Origin of the sequence: Crassaminicella thermophila (genome assembly GCF_008152325.1) — a bacterium.
In the GTDB taxonomy this organism is placed as follows: Bacteria; Bacillota; Clostridia; order Peptostreptococcales; family Thermotaleaceae; genus Crassaminicella_A; species Crassaminicella_A thermophila.
Genome location: NZ_CP042243.1, coordinates 333,390 through 352,445 on the forward strand (window position 1 = coordinate 333,390; position 19,056 = coordinate 352,445).

A 19,056-nucleotide genomic window follows, 5' to 3' on the forward strand; every position below is an offset into this window, starting at 1 on the left:
TTTTTTAGATATAATAAACTAATATAAAAAGTATATAAATTTAGGAGGAAGCAGTATGACGGTAAGGGTTCGATTTGCACCAAGTCCTACAGGATTTGTACATATAGGGAGTTTAAGAACGGCATTATATAATTATCTCTTTGCAAAGCAAAAAGGGGGTAAATATATACTAAGAGTAGAAGATACTGACCAAACAAGGTATGTTGAGGGTGCTATAGAAAATATGATTGAGGCTTTAAAATGGGCTGGTATTGAGCATGATGAAGGAGTTATGCTAGAAAACGGAAAACTAGTGCAAAAAGGAGAATATGGACCATATATACAGTCAGAAAGACTAGAAATATATCAAAAGTATATTAATCAATTGATTGAAAATGGACATGCTTATTATTGTTTCTGTTCGAAGGAAAGATTAGACGAAGTAAGAGAAGCCCAAAAAGAACGTGGAGAAACTGCAAGATATGATGGACATTGTAGAAATATTTCAATAGAGGAAGCAAAGAAAAGGATTGCAAATGGAGAAGAGCATGTAGTAAGATTAAAGTTGCCTGAAAATCATGATATAGCTTTTCATGATGTTATTAGAGGAAATGTAGTTGTTAATACGAATGATTTAGATGATCAAGTTTTAATAAAAACAGATGGATTCCCAACATATCATTTTGCAGTTGTAGTAGATGATCACCTAATGGGAATTACCCATGTAATTCGTGGAGAGGAATGGGTACCTTCTACTCCGAAGCATGTATATACTTATGAAGCCTTTGGTTGGGAAGCGCCGAAATTTGTACATCTTCCAAACATATTAAATAAAGATAGAAAAAAATTGAGCAAAAGACAGGGAGATGTTGCTGCAGAGGACTTTAAAAATAAAGGGTATCTTCCAGAAGGATTGATAAACTACTTAGCATTAGTAGGATGGAGCCCTGAAGACAATCAAGAGATTTTTTCTATGGAAGAATTAATAGAGAAATTTTCTTTAGAGAGAGTGTCAAAAAGTGGAGGAGTATTTGATACAGATAAATTAAATTGGATAAACAGTCATTATATAAAAGAAGCTCCTATTGATGAGATTACTGATTTAGCTATACCACATCTTGTGAAAGCAGGATATATTAAAGAAGATGAAAAGAAAGAAAAATATCAATGGTTAAAAGATATGGTAACTGTATTAAAAGATAGAATCTCTTACGTAGGAGAGATTACAGAAAAAGTAGATATTTTCTTTAAAACAGAAATAAAACCAGCAGATGAACAAGCAGAAGAAATATTAAAGTTAGACCATCTACCACATCTATTAGAAGTATTTGCAAAAAAGGTTGAAGAAGCTGAACAGATAGATGAAGAGTTTGGAAAAAAAGCATTTAAAAGTATTCAGAAAGAAACAGGGTATAAAGGGAAAAATCTTTTTATGCCAATTAGAGTAGCATTAACAGGAGAAGTACACGGACCAGATTTGCCACTTATGATGAAAGTTTTAGGGAAACAAAATATATTATCACGCATAGAATATGTAAAAAAACACTTATTAAGATAAATGCAGTGATTAGGAGAGTAGGTTTAAAAGAACTGACAGAGAAAAGCTATCGTAGGCTGAGAGTAGCTTAAGTATTTTTTAAACTGAAATGCACCTATGAGCAGTTGGCTGAAATATGAGTGAGTAGGTCAAACCGGTTAGCACCGTTACATGCAAAAAAGCTGAGGATATATCCTAAGCAGAGTGGAACCGCGGAAAACCTTCGTCTCTGTATGTGAGAAGAAGGTTTTTTTATTTGTTCAAAATTGAAAGGAGGATAGAATATGTTTAAGTTTATAAAAGAAATAAATGAAGAAATAGAAGCAATTTTAGAGAGAGATCCTGCTGCGAAAAGTAGATTAGAAGTGCTTTTGTGTTATCCGTGCATTCATAGTATTATTAGCCATAGGATTGCGCATACTTTGTATAAGAGAGGTTTTGTAGTGTTAGCTAGGTTTATATCCCAAGTAAGCAGATTTTTTACAGGGATAGAAATACATCCAGGAGCTAAAATAGGAAAGAGATTATTTATAGACCATGGGATGGGAGTAGTTATAGGAGAAACGACAGAAATAGGAGATAATGTAACTATCTATCAAGGGGCTACATTAGGAGGAACAGGAAAAGAAACAGGAAAAAGGCATCCTACAATAGGAAATAATGTGGTAATTAGTAGTGGTGCAAAGGTGTTAGGACCATTTAAAGTAGGAGATAATTCTAAGATAGGTTCAGGTTCTGTAGTATTAAAGGAAGTGCCGCCAAATTGTACTGTAGTGGGGGTACCGGGGCGCATTGTTATAAAAGATAATGTTAAGATTCAAAGTATGCATAAGCCTGAAATTGATTTAGATCAAATTCATTTACCTGATCCAATAATGCAAGAGCTTGAATGTCTAAGAAAAAGAATTGCTGATTTAGAGAAAAAAATAAAAGAGGGGGAAAAAAGGGATGAAAATATATAACACACTTACAAGGAAAAAAGAAGAATTTGTACCTATAAATCCAGATGAAGTAAAAATATATGCTTGCGGGCCAACGGTTTACAACTATTTTCATATTGGAAATGCAAGACCTTTTGTTGTATTTGATACATTAAGAAGATATTTAGAGTATAGAGGTTATAAGGTTAAATTTGTACAGAACTTTACAGATGTTGATGACAAAATTATTAATCGTGCAAATGAAGAAGGAATAACACCTAAAGAAGTTAGTGAAAAATATATAGAAGAATACTTCAAAGATGCAGGTGAAATTGGAGTAAAAAAGGCAGATGTTCATCCTAAGGTGACAGAAAATATGCAAGATATAATTAAGTTTATACAAAGGCTTATTGATAAAGGGTATGCATATGAAGCAGAGGGAGATGTATATTTTGATACCTCTAAATTTGAGGAATACGGAAAGTTATCAAAGCAAAGTATAGAAGATTTAGAAGCTGGAGCTAGAATTGAGATAAATGATATAAAAAGACATCCTATGGATTTTGCTCTTTGGAAAGCACAAAAGGTAGGAGAAATTGCATGGGATAGCCCATGGGGTAAAGGTAGACCAGGTTGGCATATTGAGTGCTCTGTTATGGCTATGAAGTATTTAGGAGAGACAATTGATATTCATGGAGGAGGGCAAGATTTGATTTTTCCTCACCATGAAAACGAAATTGCGCAGAGTGAGGCTTGTACAGGAAAACCATTTGCAAAATACTGGATGCATAATGGATATATAACTATCAATAACGAAAAAATGTCAAAGTCAAAGGGAAATTTCTTTACTGTAAGGGATATACTAAAAGATTTTGATGGTGAAGTTGTTCGCTTCTTCTTGTTATCTGCACAATATAGAAATCCAATTAACTTTAGCAGAGATCTTATGGAACAAGCGAAAAATGGATTAGAAAGATTATATAATGCAAAGAACAATCTAAAACACTTATTGGATAATGTTGCAGAAGGAAATATGAATGATGAAGAAAAAGAAAAATTTAAAGAGCTTGAAAAATACAAAGATAAGTTTATTAGTGCAATGGATGATGACCTAAATACTGCAGATGGGATTGCAGCAGTGTTTGAATTGGTAAAAACTATTAATTCTAGTGTAAATTCAAATGCTTCAAAAGAGTTTATTCAAAAAAGCTTGGATTTGTTTTTAGAGCTAACAAATGTACTAGGTCTTGTAACAAAGGAAGAAGAAGCATTGGATGAAGAAATTGAAAAGCTTGTTAAGATGAGGCAAGAAGCAAGAAAAAATAGAGATTTTGCATTAGCAGATAAAATAAGAGATGATTTAAAGGCAAGAGGGATTGTATTAGAGGATACGCCTCAAGGAACAAAATGGACTATCAAAAAATAAAGTAGTTGTCAGTCCCTAAATGAAAGGAGTTTTAGGGACGACAACCTTTTATTTTATTCATTTGAATAACTGAAAAATTTTGATATATTAACATGAATACGTTATAATTATATTCAAAATAGGGAGAAAGGTTGTGTAGCCATGGAAAATAAAACCTCATCAAATTTTATAAAAAATATTATTATAGATGACTTAAAAACTGGAAAACACAAAGAAATTATTACACGCTTTCCACCAGAGCCAAACGGTTATTTACATATCGGTCATGCAAAATCAATATGTCTAAACTTTGGTTTAGCAGATGAATTTAATGGAAAAACTAACCTGAGATTTGATGATACAAATCCATTAAAGGAAGATACAGAATACGTTGAATCTATAAAAGAAGATGTAAGATGGCTAGGTTTTGAGTGGGACGGACTTTTTTTTGCATCAGATTATTTTGAAGAAATGTATAATCGTGCAATACTACTAATAAAAAAAGGAAAAGCTTATGTATGTGACTTATCAGCAGAAGAAATAAGAGAATACCGTGGAACATTGACAGAGCCAGGGAAAGAGAGTCCTTATAGAAATAGAAGTGTAGAAGAGAATCTGGATTTATTTGAGCGAATGAAAAATGGCGAATTTAAAGATGGTGAAAAAGTATTAAGAGCAAAAATTGATATGTCATCTCCTAATTTAAATATGAGGGATCCAGTGCTTTATCGTATTGCTCATGCAAAACACCACAATACAGGGGATAAATGGTGTATATATCCTATGTATGATTTTGCACATCCAATAGAGGATGCTATTGAGGGAATTACACATTCTATTTGTACATTAGAATTTGAAGATCACCGTCCATTATATGATTGGGTAATAAAGGAATGTGAAATGGAATGTCAACCGCAGCAAATTGAATTTGCAAGACTAGATCTTACAAATACAGTTATGAGTAAAAGAAAATTAAAACAATTGGTAGATCAAAAGTATGTAGATGGATGGGATGATCCTCGTATGCCAACTATTTCAGGGTTAAGAAGAAGAGGATTTACACCAGAATCTATTAGAAATTTTGCAAGAGAAATTGGAGTTGCAAAAAATAATAGTACAGTAGATTATCAAATGCTTGAACATTTTATAAGAGAAGACTTAAAATTAAAAGCGTTAAGAACAATGGCTATTTTAAGGCCTCTTAAGGTAGTGATTACAAATTATCCAGAGGATAAAGTTGAGATGTTAAATGCAGAAAATAATCCAGAAAATCCAGAAATGGGAACAAGACAAATTTCATTCTCAAGAGAAATATATATTGAGCAGGAAGATTTTATGGAAAATCCACCTAAAAAATATTTTAGATTATTCCCTGGAAATGAAGTAAGATTAAAGCATGCATATTTTATTAAGTGTAATGAAGTTATTAAGGATGAAAATGGAAACGTAATAGAAATTCATTGTACTTATGATCCAGAAACAAAGAGTGGAACTGGTTTTACAGGAAGAAAAGTAAAAGGTACCCTACACTGGGTAGATGCAAAAAATGCTGTACCTGCAGAGTTTAGACTATATGAGCCATTGATTTTAGATAAAGACCAAGAGGAAGAAAAATCATTTTTAGATTGTATAAATCCAAATTCATTAGAAATATTACAAGGTTTTATTGAACCAAATATGAAGAGTGCAAAACCTCAAGAAAAATTCCAATTCTTTAGACATGGATATTTTAATGTAGATCCTAAATATTCTACAGAAGAAAAATTAGTGTTTAACAGAATTGTATCCTTAAAGAGTTCTTTTAAAATGAATAAATAAAAATAATTATCATCGATTTGCGGTAGAAAAAGCAGATCGATGATTTTTTTTGTCAAGGGATGAAATGTCTATTTTGCAACGATATAGAACGAAAGCACTTTTCTGTTCTAGAAAATTATAGTATGATTGAGTATAGGGCAAATTATAATATATGAAATATAAAAATAAGGTAGGGTTTTAAATGGAAAAAAACTTTGTTGAATATATGGATTTAGAAATAAAAAGTGAAGAAAATATTCGGTTTGTCTCTCCTTTGGTGCTTGCGTATATTGGAGATGCAGTTTATGAAGTATATATTCGAGAGTACATTCTCCATAAATATGGAGGGAATGTAAATAAGCTACATAAAATTGCTACTAAGTTTGTAAAAGCATCAGCCCAAGCGAAAATTGTACATATGCTTGAAAAAGAACTTAATAAAGAGGAATGGGCAATTATCAAAAAAGGAAGAAATCAAAAATCAGGCTCTGTTCCTAAAAATGCAAATCTTACGGATTACAAATATGCCACAGGATTTGAAGCACTTATTGGATATTTGTATCTATTAGGAAATAAAAAACGTATAAAAGAGATCATAAAAAAAGGAATTCAGGTTATAGAAGAGGTTGAGCAAGGAGGGGTGTAGGTGACAAAAAGAGAAAAGAATATGTTATATATTATAATACTTTTATTTATTGTACTTATAACGAAGTCTTTATTCTTAGACGAGATAGAAGTTAAAGGGGATGCATTAAAGTTTAAACAATTTGTAGAAAAATCAGTAGATGAAGAAAAAAAGTATAATGGTTTGTTAAAAAAATGGGGACTTGTTAGCTATAAGGTAGTTGATGTTAAGAAAACAAAGAAAGATGGATTTTCTACGATACTTTATTGTGGTGAAGATGGGAAAACGTGTAAAGAAATAAAAATAGCTGGAGAGTACCAAGGGAAGGTAAGAGGATATTTTTTATATTTGTTTCCTTATAAGGAATTTAAAGTAAAGAGTAATTGGAAGAAATAATGAGGAAAAAACAGGAGGAAAAAGAATGAAAGTAAAATTGATTCAATATACACCTGAGCCAGAAAAGGTGATAGCAGCTGCTGCAAAGCTCTGTTATTCAAGGGTTGGTGTAGATGAGATTATGGAAGATTTATCTGGAGAAAAAACTGAAAAGTTTTTGGATATGCTTATGAGTTTAGGACATGAGTCTCCGATTGAGCATATAAGTTTTACATTTGCAGTAGAAGGAGTAAGTAGAGTACTTACACATCAGCTTGTAAGACATCGTATTGCTAGTTATTCACAGCAATCTCAAAGATACGTAAAGCTTGATCAATTTGAATATATTATACCACCTAGCATTGAAGTTATTCCAGAAGCAAAGGATATGTTTCTAAAAGCTATGAATGAAGATCAGGAAAAATATAATGCTTTGGTAAATATTTTGCAAAAGAAGCATTATGATCGATTAATAAAAGAAGGGAAAAGTGAAAAACAAGCAAAAAGAATATCTGAAAAAATGGCAATTGAAGATAGTCGATATGTTTTTCCAAACGCTTGTGAGACAAAAATTGTTTTTACCATGAATGCAAGAACTCTTTTAAACTTTTTTAATCATCGATGCTGTCAAAGGGCTCAATGGGAAATTAGGGATATGGCTACAAAAATGCTAAAAATAGTAAAAGAAGTAGCGCCTGTCATTTTTAAAAATGCAGGACCAAAGTGTTTGGTAGGGCCATGTCCAGAAGGAGATATGACTTGTGGTAAAATGAGAGAGATAAGGGAAGCTTTCTTACAGCCTATTACCCATAAAATATAAAATATTGGGAATTATAAAGAAAAAGTGATAAAGAGGTGCAAATATGAATGTAGATAAAATTGAAGGAAGAAATCCTGTTATTGAAGCTTTAAGAGCAAATAGAGAAATAGATAAAATTATGATTGCAAAAGGGGCAGAAGGTTCTGTTAAAAAAATTATTGGTATGGCGAAAGATAAGGGTATTTCAATTCAATATGTGCAAAAACAAAAGTTAGATAATATTTCTCAGTCTCATGCACATCAAGGTGTGATTGCTTTTGTTGCAGCACATAATTATGTAGAAGTTGAAGATATTCTTAAAAAAGCAGAAGAAAAAGGAGAGGATCCTTTTATTATTATACTAGATGAAATTACGGATCCACATAACTTAGGATCTATTATGAGAACAGCAGATGCTGCTGGTGCTCACGGTATTATTATCCCTAAAAGAAGAGCTGTTGGACTTACAAGTATTGTTGCAAAAACTTCAGCTGGTGCAATAGAATATGTTCCTGTTGCTAAAGTATCTAATATTGCTCAAACAATAGATATGCTAAAATCACAAGGGGTTTGGGTAATTGGTGCAGATATGTCAGGAGAAAAAAAGCATTATGAAGAAAATATGAAGGGTAAAATTGCTTTAGTAATTGGAAGTGAAGGAAAAGGAATTGGGAGACTTATAAAAGAAAAATGTGATTTTTTAGTAAATATACCTATGAAGGGAGAGGTAAGTTCTTTAAATGCTTCTGTTGCAGCATCTATTCTTATGTATGAAGTGGTGCGGCAAAGAGAGGGAATAGAATAGGGTGATAAAATTTGAGACAGTTTTTGTTGGTAGACGGATATAATGTAATCAATGCATGGTCAGAGTTAAAAGAAATAGCAAAGATTAATTTGGAAGAAGCAAGAGATCGTTTGATTCAAGAAATGGTAGATTATAAGCATTATACAGGATATGCTGTGATTGTTGTATTTGATGCACATTATGTAAAAGGAAATGATTTGAGGAAGTTTTCTATAAAAGGAGTAGAGGTCATCTTTACAAAAGAGCATCAAACAGCAGATTCTTATATTGAAAAAATGGTAGAAGAATTAACGAAGGATAGGAGAAATTTTGTAACTGTTGCTACCTCTGATTGGGCAGAACAACAAGTTGTATTAGGAAGTGGGGGTACAAGGATTTCTGCAAGAGAGTTAAAGCTTGAATTAGAAAGAATTATGAAAAAAATTCATAAAAAAACAGAAGCATCAAAACAAATAAGATCGACTCTTAGGGATCGAATTGACAAGCAAATTGTCGAAAAGCTTGAAAAATGGCGCAGAAACCAATGAATTTCTTGACGAGATGATGTAGGTTACGTTATAATAAGTATACAATTTTGTGCTGATTACGATTGTTGACGTTTTGTACATATTTGGGGTTTGGTAAAAAGATTTGGCACAAAATCAGAAAAGTGCTGGAGGAGATTTTTGTGGGAATAAGTAGGGCACAGGAAGATATGAACGAAAATTTAGATTTGATGGTTGATGAAGATGTTGTTGAGGATGCTAGAAATGGAAATACGAAAGCACTAGAATATTTGATTAAAAAGTATAAAAATTTTGTTAAAGCAAAAGCTAGGTCTTATTTTTTAATTGGTGCTGATAGAGAAGATATAATTCAAGAAGGGATGATAGGGTTGTTTAAGGCAATTCGTGACTTTAGGTCAGACAAGCTATCGTCTTTTAGGGCTTTTGCAGAACTATGCATTACAAGACAAATAATTACTGCAATAAAAACAGCTACAAGGCAAAAACATATACCTTTAAATTCATATATATCTTTAAATAAGCCAATATATGATGAGGAATCAGACAGAACACTGCTTGATGTAATATCTGGCACAAGAATTTCAGATCCTGAAGAACTTATTATATCAAGAGAAGAGCTATCTCATATTGAATCAAAAATAGGAGAAATATTAAGTGATTTAGAATGGACTGTATTGATGTCTTATTTACAAGGAAAATCATATCAAGAGATGTCACTTGAACTTAATAGACATGTAAAGTCTATTGATAATGCATTGCAGCGTGTAAAACGAAAATTAGAAAGATATCTAGAAACAAGAGGAAACTAGAAAAAGGAAAAATATTTCAAATAAAAAACATTGACTTTTATCTAGGTGAGTAGTAGAATAGTAATGGTGAGTGCCCATGTGGCTCAGGTGGTTAGAGCGTCGCCTTGGTAAGGCGGAGATCGGCGGTTCGAATCCGCTCATGGGCTCCATTTTAGTTTTGTATACATAGACACACCCGGATAAGTTTACTTTGAAAAATAAAATATTTGATAAATTATAAGATAGGAGGAGAAAAAATGGCAAAAGCTAAATTTGAGAGAAACAAACCGCATGTTAACATCGGAACAATCGGTCACGTTGACCATGGTAAAACAACATTAACAGCAGCAATTACAGTTACATTAAACAAAAGATATGGAACTGGAGAAGCAGTAGCATTTGATAACATTGATAAAGCTCCAGAAGAAAAAGAAAGAGGAATTACAATTTCAACAGCACACGTTGAGTATGAAACACCAAACAGACACTACGCACACGTAGACTGTCCAGGACATGCTGACTACGTTAAGAACATGATTACAGGAGCAGCACAAATGGATGGAGCAATCCTAGTATGTGCAGCAACTGATGGTCCAATGCCACAAACAAGAGAGCACATCTTATTATCAAGACAAGTAGGTGTACCATACATCGTAGTATTCTTAAACAAGTGTGATATGGTAGATGACGAAGAGTTATTAGAATTAGTAGAAATGGAAATAAGAGAATTATTAAATGAATATGAATTCCCAGGAGATGATACACCAATCATCAAAGGATCAGCACTAGAAGCATTAAACGATCCAGAAGGACCATGGGGAGATAAGATTATAGAATTATTCGAAGCAATTGATGAATACATTCCAGAGCCAGAAAGAGATACAGATAAGCCATTCATCATGCCAGTAGAAGATGTATTCTCAATCACAGGAAGAGGAACAGTTGCAACAGGAAGAGTAGAAAGAGGAGTATTAAAAGTACAAGATGAAGTAGAAATCGTAGGATTAACAGATGAGCCAAGAAAAGTAGTAGTAACAGGAGTAGAAATGTTTAGAAAGCTACTTGATCAAGCACAAGCAGGAGATAACATCGGAGCACTTCTAAGAGGTGTACAAAGAGATGAAATCGAAAGAGGACAAGTATTAGCAAAGCCAGGAACAATCAACCCACATACAAAATTTAAAGCAGAAGTATACGTATTAAAGAAAGAAGAAGGTGGAAGACATACACCATTCTTTAATGGATATAGACCACAATTCTACTTCAGAACAACAGATATTACAGGATCTGTTTCACTACCAGAAGGAGTAGAAATGTGCATGCCTGGAGACAACGTAACAATGGAAATTGAATTAATCAACCCAATTGCAATCGAAGAAGGATTAAGATTTGCAATCCGTGAGGGTGGAAGAACAGTTGGAGCAGGTGTTGTTGCTAGCATTATTGAGTAATTAGAATAGGACTAGGTTTGAAACCCAAGCCTAGTCCTTTTAAATAAACATACAATAATGAAAGCAAATTATGGTTATACTATAAATAAAATTGTTTTAAAATATAAACCCAGAGGAAGAAATACTATATTTTGGTGTTTTTTTCTGTGTGTTTATAAGACGCCTTGCGTCTAATCAAAAATTGTATTGACATCAATATAAAATTATGATAGCTTTATAAAGTAATGGTGTCATAATGAGATATCTGTGTCGAATTGCAAGGTAGTTTAGATAAAAGCTGGCATTTAGGAGGTGTAACTATGAGAGTGAAAGTGACTCTAGCATGTACAGAATGCAAACAAAGAAATTATCATACTATGAAAAACAAAAAAAATAATCCAGACAGATTAGAATTAAAAAAATACTGCAAATTCTGTAAGTCTCACACAACTCATAAGGAAACAAAATAATCCTTTGTTGAAAATGTATGTTTGGTAGAATTAACATATAAGGATGTGAAATGGTATGGCAGTACAAACAAATACAAATAAGGCAGCCAAATCTAGAGACGTAGGGAAGTTCTTTAGACATGTTAAGGCAGAGTTGAAAAAAGTAATTTGGCCAAGTAAAAAGGAATTGACATCATATACTACAGTTGTACTGACAACCTGTGCAGTTGTAGCTATTGGAATCTGGCTGGTAGATACAATATTTGGAAAAGCTCTTCAACTAATTATTAAATAGTGAGGGAGGGAAGAGTAGACTAGGCTATAAAGTGTGGCTACTCTCGAATATGTCAGAAACGCCTAAATGGTATGTAGTCCATACCTACTCTGGACATGAAAACAAAGTTAAAGCAAATATTGAAAAACTTGTTGAAAACAGAGGTATGGAAGATATTATTACTGAAATTGTTGTACCCACAGAAGAAAAAATAGAAATAAAAAATGGGAAGAAAAAAGCAAAACAGAAAAAGATTTTCCCAGGTTATGTATTAATCAAGATGATCATGAATGATGAATCTTGGTATGTAGTTAGAAATACAAGAGGAGTTACAGGTTTTGTAGGTCCAGGATCTAAGCCGATTCCTTTAAGTGATGAAGAAGTGAAGAGTATGGGCATTGAAGAGCCAGTTGCAGAGATTGATATTGTTGTAGGAGATACAGTAAAAGTTACATCAGGACCATTTGAAAGCTTCATTGGAGTTATAGAAGGAATCAATTTAGAGAAACAGACCTTGAAGGCTCTTATTTCAATGTTTGGAAGAGAAACACCTGTAGAACTCGATTTTACACAAGTAGAAAAATTATAATTGCTTTTAAAAAGCTTATATGCTTTTAAATATAAAATATATGTGCAGGTTACTGCAAGATAAATGAGGAGGTGTACTAATGGCTAAAAAAGTTACAGGATATGTCAAACTACAAATCCCTGCAGGGAAAGCTACTCCAGCACCGCCAGTAGGTCCAGCACTTGGACAACAAGGTGTTAACATTATGCAGTTCTGTAAAGAATTCAATGCGAAAACTGCAGATCAAGCTGGTATGATTATACCAGTTGTTATTACAGTTTACCAAGATAGATCATTTACATTTATTACAAAAACACCACCAGCAGCTGTCTTGTTAAAGAAAGCAGCAGGAATTGAAAGTGGTTCTGGTGTACCTAATAGAGATAAGGTTGCTACAATATCTGTAGATAAAGTAAAAGAAATTGCAGAGCTTAAAATGCCTGACTTAAATGCAGGTAGTATAGAAGCTGCAATTAGCATGATAAAAGGTACTGCTAGAAGCATGGGGATTATTGTTGAAGAATAATACCCTATAGTTAGGTGGGAGGTATATAAAAACCGTTAAAACCACGAAGGAGGTAAAAAACATGCCAAAAAGAGGAAAGAAATATTTAGAAAGTGCAAAATTAGTTGATAGAACAGTTCAATATGAACCAGAAGAAGCTTTAAAATTAGTAACAGAAACTGCAAAAGCTAAGTTTGATGAAACAGTTGAAGCACACATTAAGCTTGGTGTTGATTCAAGACATGCAGATCAACAAGTAAGAGGTGCTATTGTATTACCACATGGTACAGGTAAAACAAGAAAAGTATTAGTTTTTGCAAAAGGAGAGAAAGCAAAAGAAGCTGAAAATGCTGGGGCAGATTATGTCGGAGCAGAAGAGTTAGCAGAAAAAATCCAAAAAGAAAACTGGTTTGACTTTGATGTAGTAGTAGCTACACCAGACATGATGGGTCTAGTAGGTAGACTAGGTAGAATATTAGGACCAAAAGGTTTAATGCCAAACCCTAAGTCAGGAACAGTTACTTTCGAAGTTGAAAAAGCTGTAAAAGAAATAAAAGCAGGAAAAGTTGAGTATAGATTAGACAAAACAAATATTATTCACGTGCCAATTGGAAAAGTATCTTTTGGTACTGAAAAATTAAATGAAAACTTCAGTGTATTATTAGATGCAATCATTAAAGCAAAACCAGCGGCTGCAAAAGGACAATATTTAAAAAGTGTTGTTGTAACTAGTACAATGGGCCCTGGTGTTAAGATAAATCCAACAAAAATAATGGGTTAATTATCCAAAAAATGATCATTGACATCATAAAGATGCAATGATATAATCTATGATGTTGCAAATAAAATTGAACATAAACCGTAGACAGTAGGTACCATTTAGGTTTAAAGTTGCCTACCGAGGTAATTATCTATAGATTCGAAAGAGTTTAGGAGCCTCTCTATGTCTACGGTAGAGAGGTTCTGTTATTATAATAACAGAACGGATTGAGCAATTTCAAAATTGCAGAGGAGGTGGACACCTAAATGTCAAGCAACTTAGACGTGAAAAAACAGATTGTAGAAGAGATTAAAGAAAAATTTTCCAAAGCCCAATCAGCTGTAATCGTTGATTATAGAGGGTTAACTGTTGAAGAAGTAACAGAGTTAAGAAAGCAAATGAGAGAAGCTGGTGTAGAATATAAAATATATAAAAATACTTTAATGAGATTAGCTGTAAAAGACACTGATTTTGAATCTTTAACAGCAGATTTAACAGGGCCAAATGCAGTTGCTTTTGGATATGAAGATCCTGTAACACCAGCAAGAATCTTAAATGATTTTGCAAAGGAGCACAAAGCTTTAGAATTAAAATCAGGTGTTGTTGAAGGACAATACTATGATATTGAAACAATCAAGCAAATCGCAGAAATACCTTCAAGAGAAGTATTACTTGCGAAGTTCCTTGGAAGCATTAAATCACCATTATCAAATCTTGCTTACTTACTTCAAGCAATTGCTGATAAAAATGGCGCAGAAGCGTAATAATTATTTAAAATTTTCGGAGGTGTAATAAAATGACAAAAGAGCAAATTATTGAAGCTATAAAAGGTATGACAGTACTTGAATTAAACGAATTAGTAAAAGCATGTGAAGAAGAATTTGGTGTATCAGCAGCAGCACCAGTTGCAGTTGCAGGAGCAGCAGGAGCAGCACCAGCAGCAGAAAAAACTGAATTTGATGTAGTTTTAGCTAGCGCTGGAAGCCAAAAAATTAAAGTAATCAAAGCTGTAAGAGAAATTACAGGACTTGGATTAAAAGAAGCAAAAGAAGTAGTTGATGGAGCTCCTAAAACATTAAAAGAAGGCGTATCTAAAGAAGAAGCTGAAGAAATGAAAGCTAAATTAGAAGAAGTTGGAGCAACTGTAGAAGTTAAATAATTAAATAAAAATAAAAAGGGACTCTGGAGAAATCCAGAGTACCTTTTTATTTTTTCCTTTATGCGAGTCAATTAAAAACATATGCAAAAATTATTATAACATAAAATTGAGGACTTGACAATAAATAGGGTTTATGATAGCATTATATACTGCCATAGGAGGCGAAATTTAAGACTTTCTGTATAAAAAATATTATGAATGGCAATATTATGAATTATGAGAAGAATCATATGAACATCTTTAATTTCCAACTTTTTAATGGTCTATAGGAAGTTATAAATTGGTTGCATCTATGGATAACTTTATATAGATGGATAACTTTATATAGATTTTAAAAAAGTTGTTTATATAGAACAAGAATATTTGAACGAAAGACCTCCTGTCACATGTAATAGAATAAAAAAAGTATGATAATGTGAAGTTTTGAGGTTTTTTTTATAATACATAGGAAATTATAAAATTAAAATAGTTTATAATTTCTGTTATGTATTTTAAGTAATAGAGATTTCTATGAATTTCGTTTTTGCTGTAAAATTTTAAGCAATGGAAATTTTATAGAAATTTCGTTAGTGTTATAAAACTTTAAAAAAGTCAACCTTTAAAATTTAAAAAGACTTTTTTATACTAGTACAAGGGGTGAAAAACATGCCACATCCTATTCAGGTCGGAAAAAGAACCAGAATGAGTTATGCAACTATTGAAGAAGTTGTACAGATGCCAAATCTTATTGAAATTCAACGTGAATCTTATGCGTGGTTTTTGCGTGAGGGTTTACAAGAAGTATTTGAAGATATTTCCCCTATCCAAGATTATACAGGTAATCTAATTCTTGAATTTATTGGATATTCATTAGATGGGGAGCCTAAATACGATATAGAAGAGTGCAAGGAGAGAGATGTTACATATGCTGCACCGCTTAAAGTAAAGGTAAGGCTAATAAATAAGGAAACTGGAGAAGTAAAAGAACAAGAAGTATTTATGGGAGATTTCCCACTTATGACAGATAACGGTACCTTCATTATTAATGGAGCAGAAAGAGTTATCGTAACGCAGCTTGTAAGATCTCCAGGGCCATATTATGCAGTTCAGCTTGATAGAACAGGAAAAAAACTATTTTCTACTACAGTCATACCAAATCGTGGTGCATGGCTAGAGTATGAAACGGACTCAAATGATATAATATCTGTAAGAGTAGATAGAACAAGAAAACAGCCTATGACAGTATTACTTAGGGCTTTAGGATTTGGTACTGATGCAGAAATTATAAGCTTATTAGGAGAAGATGAGCGCCTAATGCATACGTTAGATAAAGATAGTACCAAATCACAAGAGGAAGGGCTTTTAGAAATATATAAAAAGCTTAGACCAGGTGAGCCACCTACAGTAGAAAGTGCAAAATCTCTTATTGATTCATTATTTTTTGATCCTAAGAGATATGATTTAGCAAAAGTAGGGCGTTATAAATATAATAAAAAGCTTGGTCTTGTAAACAGAATAACAGGTCATAAAGCAGCAGAAACAATCGTAAACCCTTATACAGGTGAAGTTTACGTGGAAGAAGGTCAAAAAATAACTTTAGATATAGCAAAAACTATAGAAAATGCAGGAATTAAAATAGTACATGTTATTGGTGAAGATGAAAAAAATGTTAAAGTTATTGGAAATCATTTTGTAGATATTAAAAAACATATAGAATTTAACATAGATGATTTAAATATAGAAGAGAGAGTACATTTCCCTGTACTAAAAGAAATATTAGATACTTATAAAGAAGAAAATGAAATACGAGAAGCGTTAAAAGAGAGAAAAAAAGATTTATCTCCAAAAAATATTATCATTGATGATATTATTGCTTCAGTAAGCTATATATTAAACCTTGCTCATGGTGTAGGAGAAGTAGATGATATTGACCACTTAGGCAATAGAAGATTACGTTCAGTAGGAGAACTTCTACAAAATCAATTTAGAATAGGTCTATCAAGAATGGAAAGAGTTGTAAAAGAAAGAATGACTATTCAAGATATTGATGTAATTACACCGCAAGCTTTAATTAATATTCGGCCAGTAGCAGCTGCTATTAAAGAGTTTTTTGGAAGCAGCCAGTTGTCACAATTTATGGATCAAACGAACCCTCTTGCAGAACTTACGCACAAGAGAAGATTATCTGCATTAGGACCAGGAGGACTTTCTCGTGAAAGAGCAGGGTTTGAGGTTCGTGACGTTCACCATTCTCACTATGGACGTATGTGTCCAATAGAAACACCAGAGGGTCCTAACATCGGATTGATTGGTTCGTTAACTACTTACGGTAGGATAAATGAATATGGATTTATTGAAGCTCCTTATAGAAAGGTAGACAAGGAAAGAGGCGTTGTAACAGAGGAGATTCATTACCTAACAGCAGATGAGGAAGATCCGTTAATTATTGCTCAAGCCAATGAGCCATTAGACGAAGAAGGAAGATTTGTTAATCGTAGGGTTACTGCTAGATGCAAAAATGGAGATATTGATGTTGTTCCAAGAGAAGAAGTAGATTATATGGACGTAACGCCAAAACAAATGGTTTCTGTTGCAACTGCAATGATTCCATTCTTAGAAAATGATGATGCAAACCGTGCACTTATGGGATCGAACATGCAACGTCAAGCTGTGCCTCTTGTAAAAACAGATGCACCAATTATCGGAACAGGTATGGAGTATATAGCTGCAAGAGATTCTGGAGTAGTAGTTTTGGCAAAAAATTCAGGAATTATTGAAAGAGTTTCAGCTGATGAAATTGTTATAAGAAGAGATTCAGACGGTGGATGTGATCGATACAAACTACTTAAATTTAAGCGTTCGAATCAAGGAACATGTATCAATCAAAGGCCAATTGTCAATAAAGGTGAACATGTAGAAAAAGGTGATGCAATAGCAGATGGACCTTCTACAGATCATGGGGAAATTGCACTAGGAAGAAACTTGCTTATAGGATTTATGACATGGGAAGGATATAATTATGAGGATGCTATTCTTCTAAATGAAAGATTGGTTATGGAAGATGCTTTATCGTCCATTCATATAGAAGAATATGAATCTGAAGCTAGAGATACAAAGCTAGGACCAGAAGAAATTACAAGAGATATTCCAAACGTAGGGGAAGAAGCCCTAAAAGATTTAGATGAGAGAGGAATCATCAGAATCGGAGCAGAAGTTAAGTCAGGAGATATATTAGTAGGAAAAGTTACTCCAAAAGGAGAAACAGAGCTTACGGCAGAAGAAAGATTGCTTCGTGCAATCTTTGGAGAAAAGGCAAGAGAGGTTAGAGATACATCATTAAGGGTTCCTCATGGAGAAAGTGGAATAATTGTAGACGTAAAAGTATTTACAAGAGAAAATGGAGATGAACTACCACCAGGAGTAAATGTACTTGTAAGATGTTATATAGCTAAAAAGAGAAAAATCATGGTGGGAGATAAAATGGCAGGACGTCATGGTAATAAAGGGGTTATATCAAGAGTATTACCTGAAGAAGATATGCCATTCTTAGAAGATGGAACACCACTACAAGTTGTCTTAAATCCTCTTGGAGTACCGTCTCGTATGAACATTGGGCAGGTGCTAGAAGTACATCTTGGTATGGCAGCAAAGAAACTAGGCTGGCATGTAGCAACTCCTGTATTTGATGGAGCTAGAGAGGAAGATATAAGAGAAGCGTTAAAACAAGCAGGATATCCAGAGGATGGAAAGCTTCAACTTTATGATGGAAGGACAGGAATGCCTTTTGATAATAGAGTTACAGTAGGATACATGTATATGTTAAAGCTTCATCACTTAGTAGATGATAAGATTCATGCACGTAGTACAGGACCATATTCATTAGTTACTCAACAGCCTTTAGGTGGTAAAGCACAGTTTGGTGGTCAAAGATTTGGAGAAATGGAAGTTTGGGCACTAGAAGCTTATGGAGCTGCACATACATTACAAGAAATATTAACTGTTAAGTCTGATGATGTTATCGGACGTGTAAAAGCTTATGAATCAATTGTAAAGGGTGAAAATATCCCAGAGCCAGGGGTACCTGAATCATTTAAAGTATTAATTAAGGAATTACAAAGTTTAGCTTTAGATGTAAAGGTGCTTACAGCAGAAGATACAGAAATTGAAATTAAAGAATCAGTAGATGATGATACTAATGAATTAGATGTTATTTTAGAAGTTGAAGGATATCAAACACCTGAAGAAAATAATGAAAATGAAGAAGAGAAAAATAATGAAGAACAAGAAAATACAGATGATTTAGATCAGATTGATGAATCAGTTTTTGATTATGAAAATGAAGAGAATTATTCTAAAATTGATGATTATAATGATTATAAATTTTAAATAAAATCTT

At 33.0% G+C, this 19,056-nt stretch carries 19 protein-coding genes, 1 tRNA gene and 2 other annotated features; all 20 genes read left to right on the forward strand.

What is annotated here, in order from left to right:
* The first annotated feature begins 55 nt into the window (after nucleotides 1-55).
* The 20 genes from gltX to rpoB all read left to right on the forward strand — a co-directional run bounded on the left by gltX (nucleotide 56) and on the right by rpoB (nucleotide 19,046).
* The gene (gene gltX, locus FQB35_RS01500) at nucleotides 56-1,537 is read left to right on the forward strand and encodes a glutamate--tRNA ligase (RefSeq protein WP_148808218.1); all 1,482 of its coding nucleotides are present in this window, start codon (nucleotides 56-58) and stop codon (nucleotides 1,535-1,537) included.
* Nucleotides 1,534-1,750: a binding site (T-box leader), on the forward strand. (Overlaps the previous gene by 4 nt.)
* A 50-nt stretch (nucleotides 1,751-1,800) precedes the next feature.
* A complete protein-coding gene (cysE, locus tag FQB35_RS01505) occupies nucleotides 1,801-2,478 on the forward strand; it encodes a serine O-acetyltransferase (RefSeq protein ID WP_148808219.1) in 678 nt (225 codons plus the stop codon).
* The gene (cysS, locus tag FQB35_RS01510; protein WP_148808220.1) at nucleotides 2,465-3,862 is read left to right on the forward strand and encodes a cysteine--tRNA ligase; all 1,398 of its coding nucleotides are present in this window, start codon (nucleotides 2,465-2,467) and stop codon (nucleotides 3,860-3,862) included. The genes cysE and cysS overlap by 14 nt, the downstream gene beginning before the upstream one ends.
* A 141-nt stretch (nucleotides 3,863-4,003) precedes the next feature.
* Nucleotides 4,004-5,659 carry a glutamine--tRNA ligase/YqeY domain fusion protein gene (locus FQB35_RS01515; protein ID WP_148808221.1) on the forward strand — a complete coding sequence of 552 codons (1,656 nt, stop codon included), beginning with the start codon at nucleotides 4,004-4,006 and terminating at the stop codon, nucleotides 5,657-5,659.
* Nucleotides 5,660-5,840: 181 nt separating this feature from the next.
* Nucleotides 5,841-6,284 (forward strand): Mini-ribonuclease 3, encoded by a 444-nt coding sequence (locus FQB35_RS01520; RefSeq protein WP_333473043.1) that lies wholly within the window; start codon nucleotides 5,841-5,843, stop codon nucleotides 6,282-6,284.
* Nucleotides 6,285-6,659 carry a hypothetical protein gene (locus FQB35_RS01525; protein WP_148808222.1) on the forward strand — a complete coding sequence of 125 codons (375 nt, stop codon included), beginning with the start codon at nucleotides 6,285-6,287 and terminating at the stop codon, nucleotides 6,657-6,659.
* A 25-nt stretch (nucleotides 6,660-6,684) separates the two neighbouring features.
* Nucleotides 6,685-7,458 carry an FAD-dependent thymidylate synthase gene (gene thyX, locus FQB35_RS01530; RefSeq protein WP_148808223.1) on the forward strand — a complete coding sequence of 258 codons (774 nt, stop codon included), beginning with the start codon at nucleotides 6,685-6,687 and terminating at the stop codon, nucleotides 7,456-7,458.
* A 43-nt stretch (nucleotides 7,459-7,501) separates the two neighbouring features.
* Nucleotides 7,502-8,242 (forward strand): 23S rRNA (guanosine(2251)-2'-O)-methyltransferase RlmB, encoded by a 741-nt coding sequence (gene rlmB / locus FQB35_RS01535; protein WP_148808224.1) that lies wholly within the window; start codon nucleotides 7,502-7,504, stop codon nucleotides 8,240-8,242.
* Between the two features lie 11 nt (nucleotides 8,243-8,253).
* Nucleotides 8,254-8,769, forward strand: a complete 516-nt coding sequence (locus FQB35_RS01540; RefSeq protein WP_148808225.1) for an NYN domain-containing protein — start codon at nucleotides 8,254-8,256, stop codon at nucleotides 8,767-8,769.
* 167 nt (nucleotides 8,770-8,936) lie between these two features.
* Nucleotides 8,937-9,557, forward strand: coding sequence for an RNA polymerase sporulation sigma factor SigH (gene sigH, locus FQB35_RS01545; RefSeq protein WP_148810726.1), 621 nt, complete (start codon nucleotides 8,937-8,939; stop codon nucleotides 9,555-9,557).
* Nucleotides 9,558-9,629: 72 nt separating this feature from the next.
* Nucleotides 9,630-9,706: transfer RNA gene (locus FQB35_RS01550), tRNA-Thr, on the forward strand.
* An 87-nt stretch (nucleotides 9,707-9,793) separates the two neighbouring features.
* On the forward strand, nucleotides 9,794-10,987 hold the full coding sequence (gene tuf, locus FQB35_RS01555) for an elongation factor Tu (RefSeq protein ID WP_148808226.1): 1,194 nt from the start codon (nucleotides 9,794-9,796) through the stop codon (nucleotides 10,985-10,987).
* A gap of 299 nt (nucleotides 10,988-11,286) precedes the next feature.
* Nucleotides 11,287-11,436 (forward strand): 50S ribosomal protein L33, encoded by a 150-nt coding sequence (gene rpmG, locus FQB35_RS01560; protein WP_148808227.1) that lies wholly within the window; start codon nucleotides 11,287-11,289, stop codon nucleotides 11,434-11,436.
* A gap of 55 nt (nucleotides 11,437-11,491) precedes the next feature.
* Entirely contained in the window at nucleotides 11,492-11,710 is a 219-nt protein-coding gene (secE, locus tag FQB35_RS01565) for a preprotein translocase subunit SecE (RefSeq protein ID WP_148808228.1), read from the forward strand.
* A 49-nt stretch (nucleotides 11,711-11,759) separates the two neighbouring features.
* A complete protein-coding gene (gene nusG, locus FQB35_RS01570; RefSeq protein WP_148808229.1) occupies nucleotides 11,760-12,278 on the forward strand; it encodes a transcription termination/antitermination protein NusG in 519 nt (172 codons plus the stop codon).
* Nucleotides 12,279-12,357: 79 nt separating this feature from the next.
* On the forward strand, nucleotides 12,358-12,783 hold the full coding sequence (rplK, locus tag FQB35_RS01575; protein ID WP_148808230.1) for a 50S ribosomal protein L11: 426 nt from the start codon (nucleotides 12,358-12,360) through the stop codon (nucleotides 12,781-12,783).
* A 61-nt stretch (nucleotides 12,784-12,844) separates the two neighbouring features.
* Nucleotides 12,845-13,543, forward strand: a complete 699-nt coding sequence (rplA, locus tag FQB35_RS01580) for a 50S ribosomal protein L1 (RefSeq protein WP_148808231.1) — start codon at nucleotides 12,845-12,847, stop codon at nucleotides 13,541-13,543.
* 60 nt (nucleotides 13,544-13,603) lie between these two features.
* Nucleotides 13,604-13,739 (forward strand) — a sequence feature (ribosomal protein L10 leader region).
* A gap of 49 nt (nucleotides 13,740-13,788) precedes the next feature.
* Nucleotides 13,789-14,286, forward strand: coding sequence for a 50S ribosomal protein L10 (gene rplJ / locus FQB35_RS01585; protein ID WP_148808232.1), 498 nt, complete (start codon nucleotides 13,789-13,791; stop codon nucleotides 14,284-14,286).
* A gap of 32 nt (nucleotides 14,287-14,318) precedes the next feature.
* The gene (rplL, locus tag FQB35_RS01590) at nucleotides 14,319-14,681 is read left to right on the forward strand and encodes a 50S ribosomal protein L7/L12 (RefSeq protein WP_148808233.1); all 363 of its coding nucleotides are present in this window, start codon (nucleotides 14,319-14,321) and stop codon (nucleotides 14,679-14,681) included.
* A gap of 645 nt (nucleotides 14,682-15,326) precedes the next feature.
* A complete protein-coding gene (rpoB, locus tag FQB35_RS01595; RefSeq protein ID WP_148808234.1) occupies nucleotides 15,327-19,046 on the forward strand; it encodes a DNA-directed RNA polymerase subunit beta in 3,720 nt (1,239 codons plus the stop codon).
* The last annotated feature ends 10 nt before the right edge of the window (nucleotides 19,047-19,056 follow it).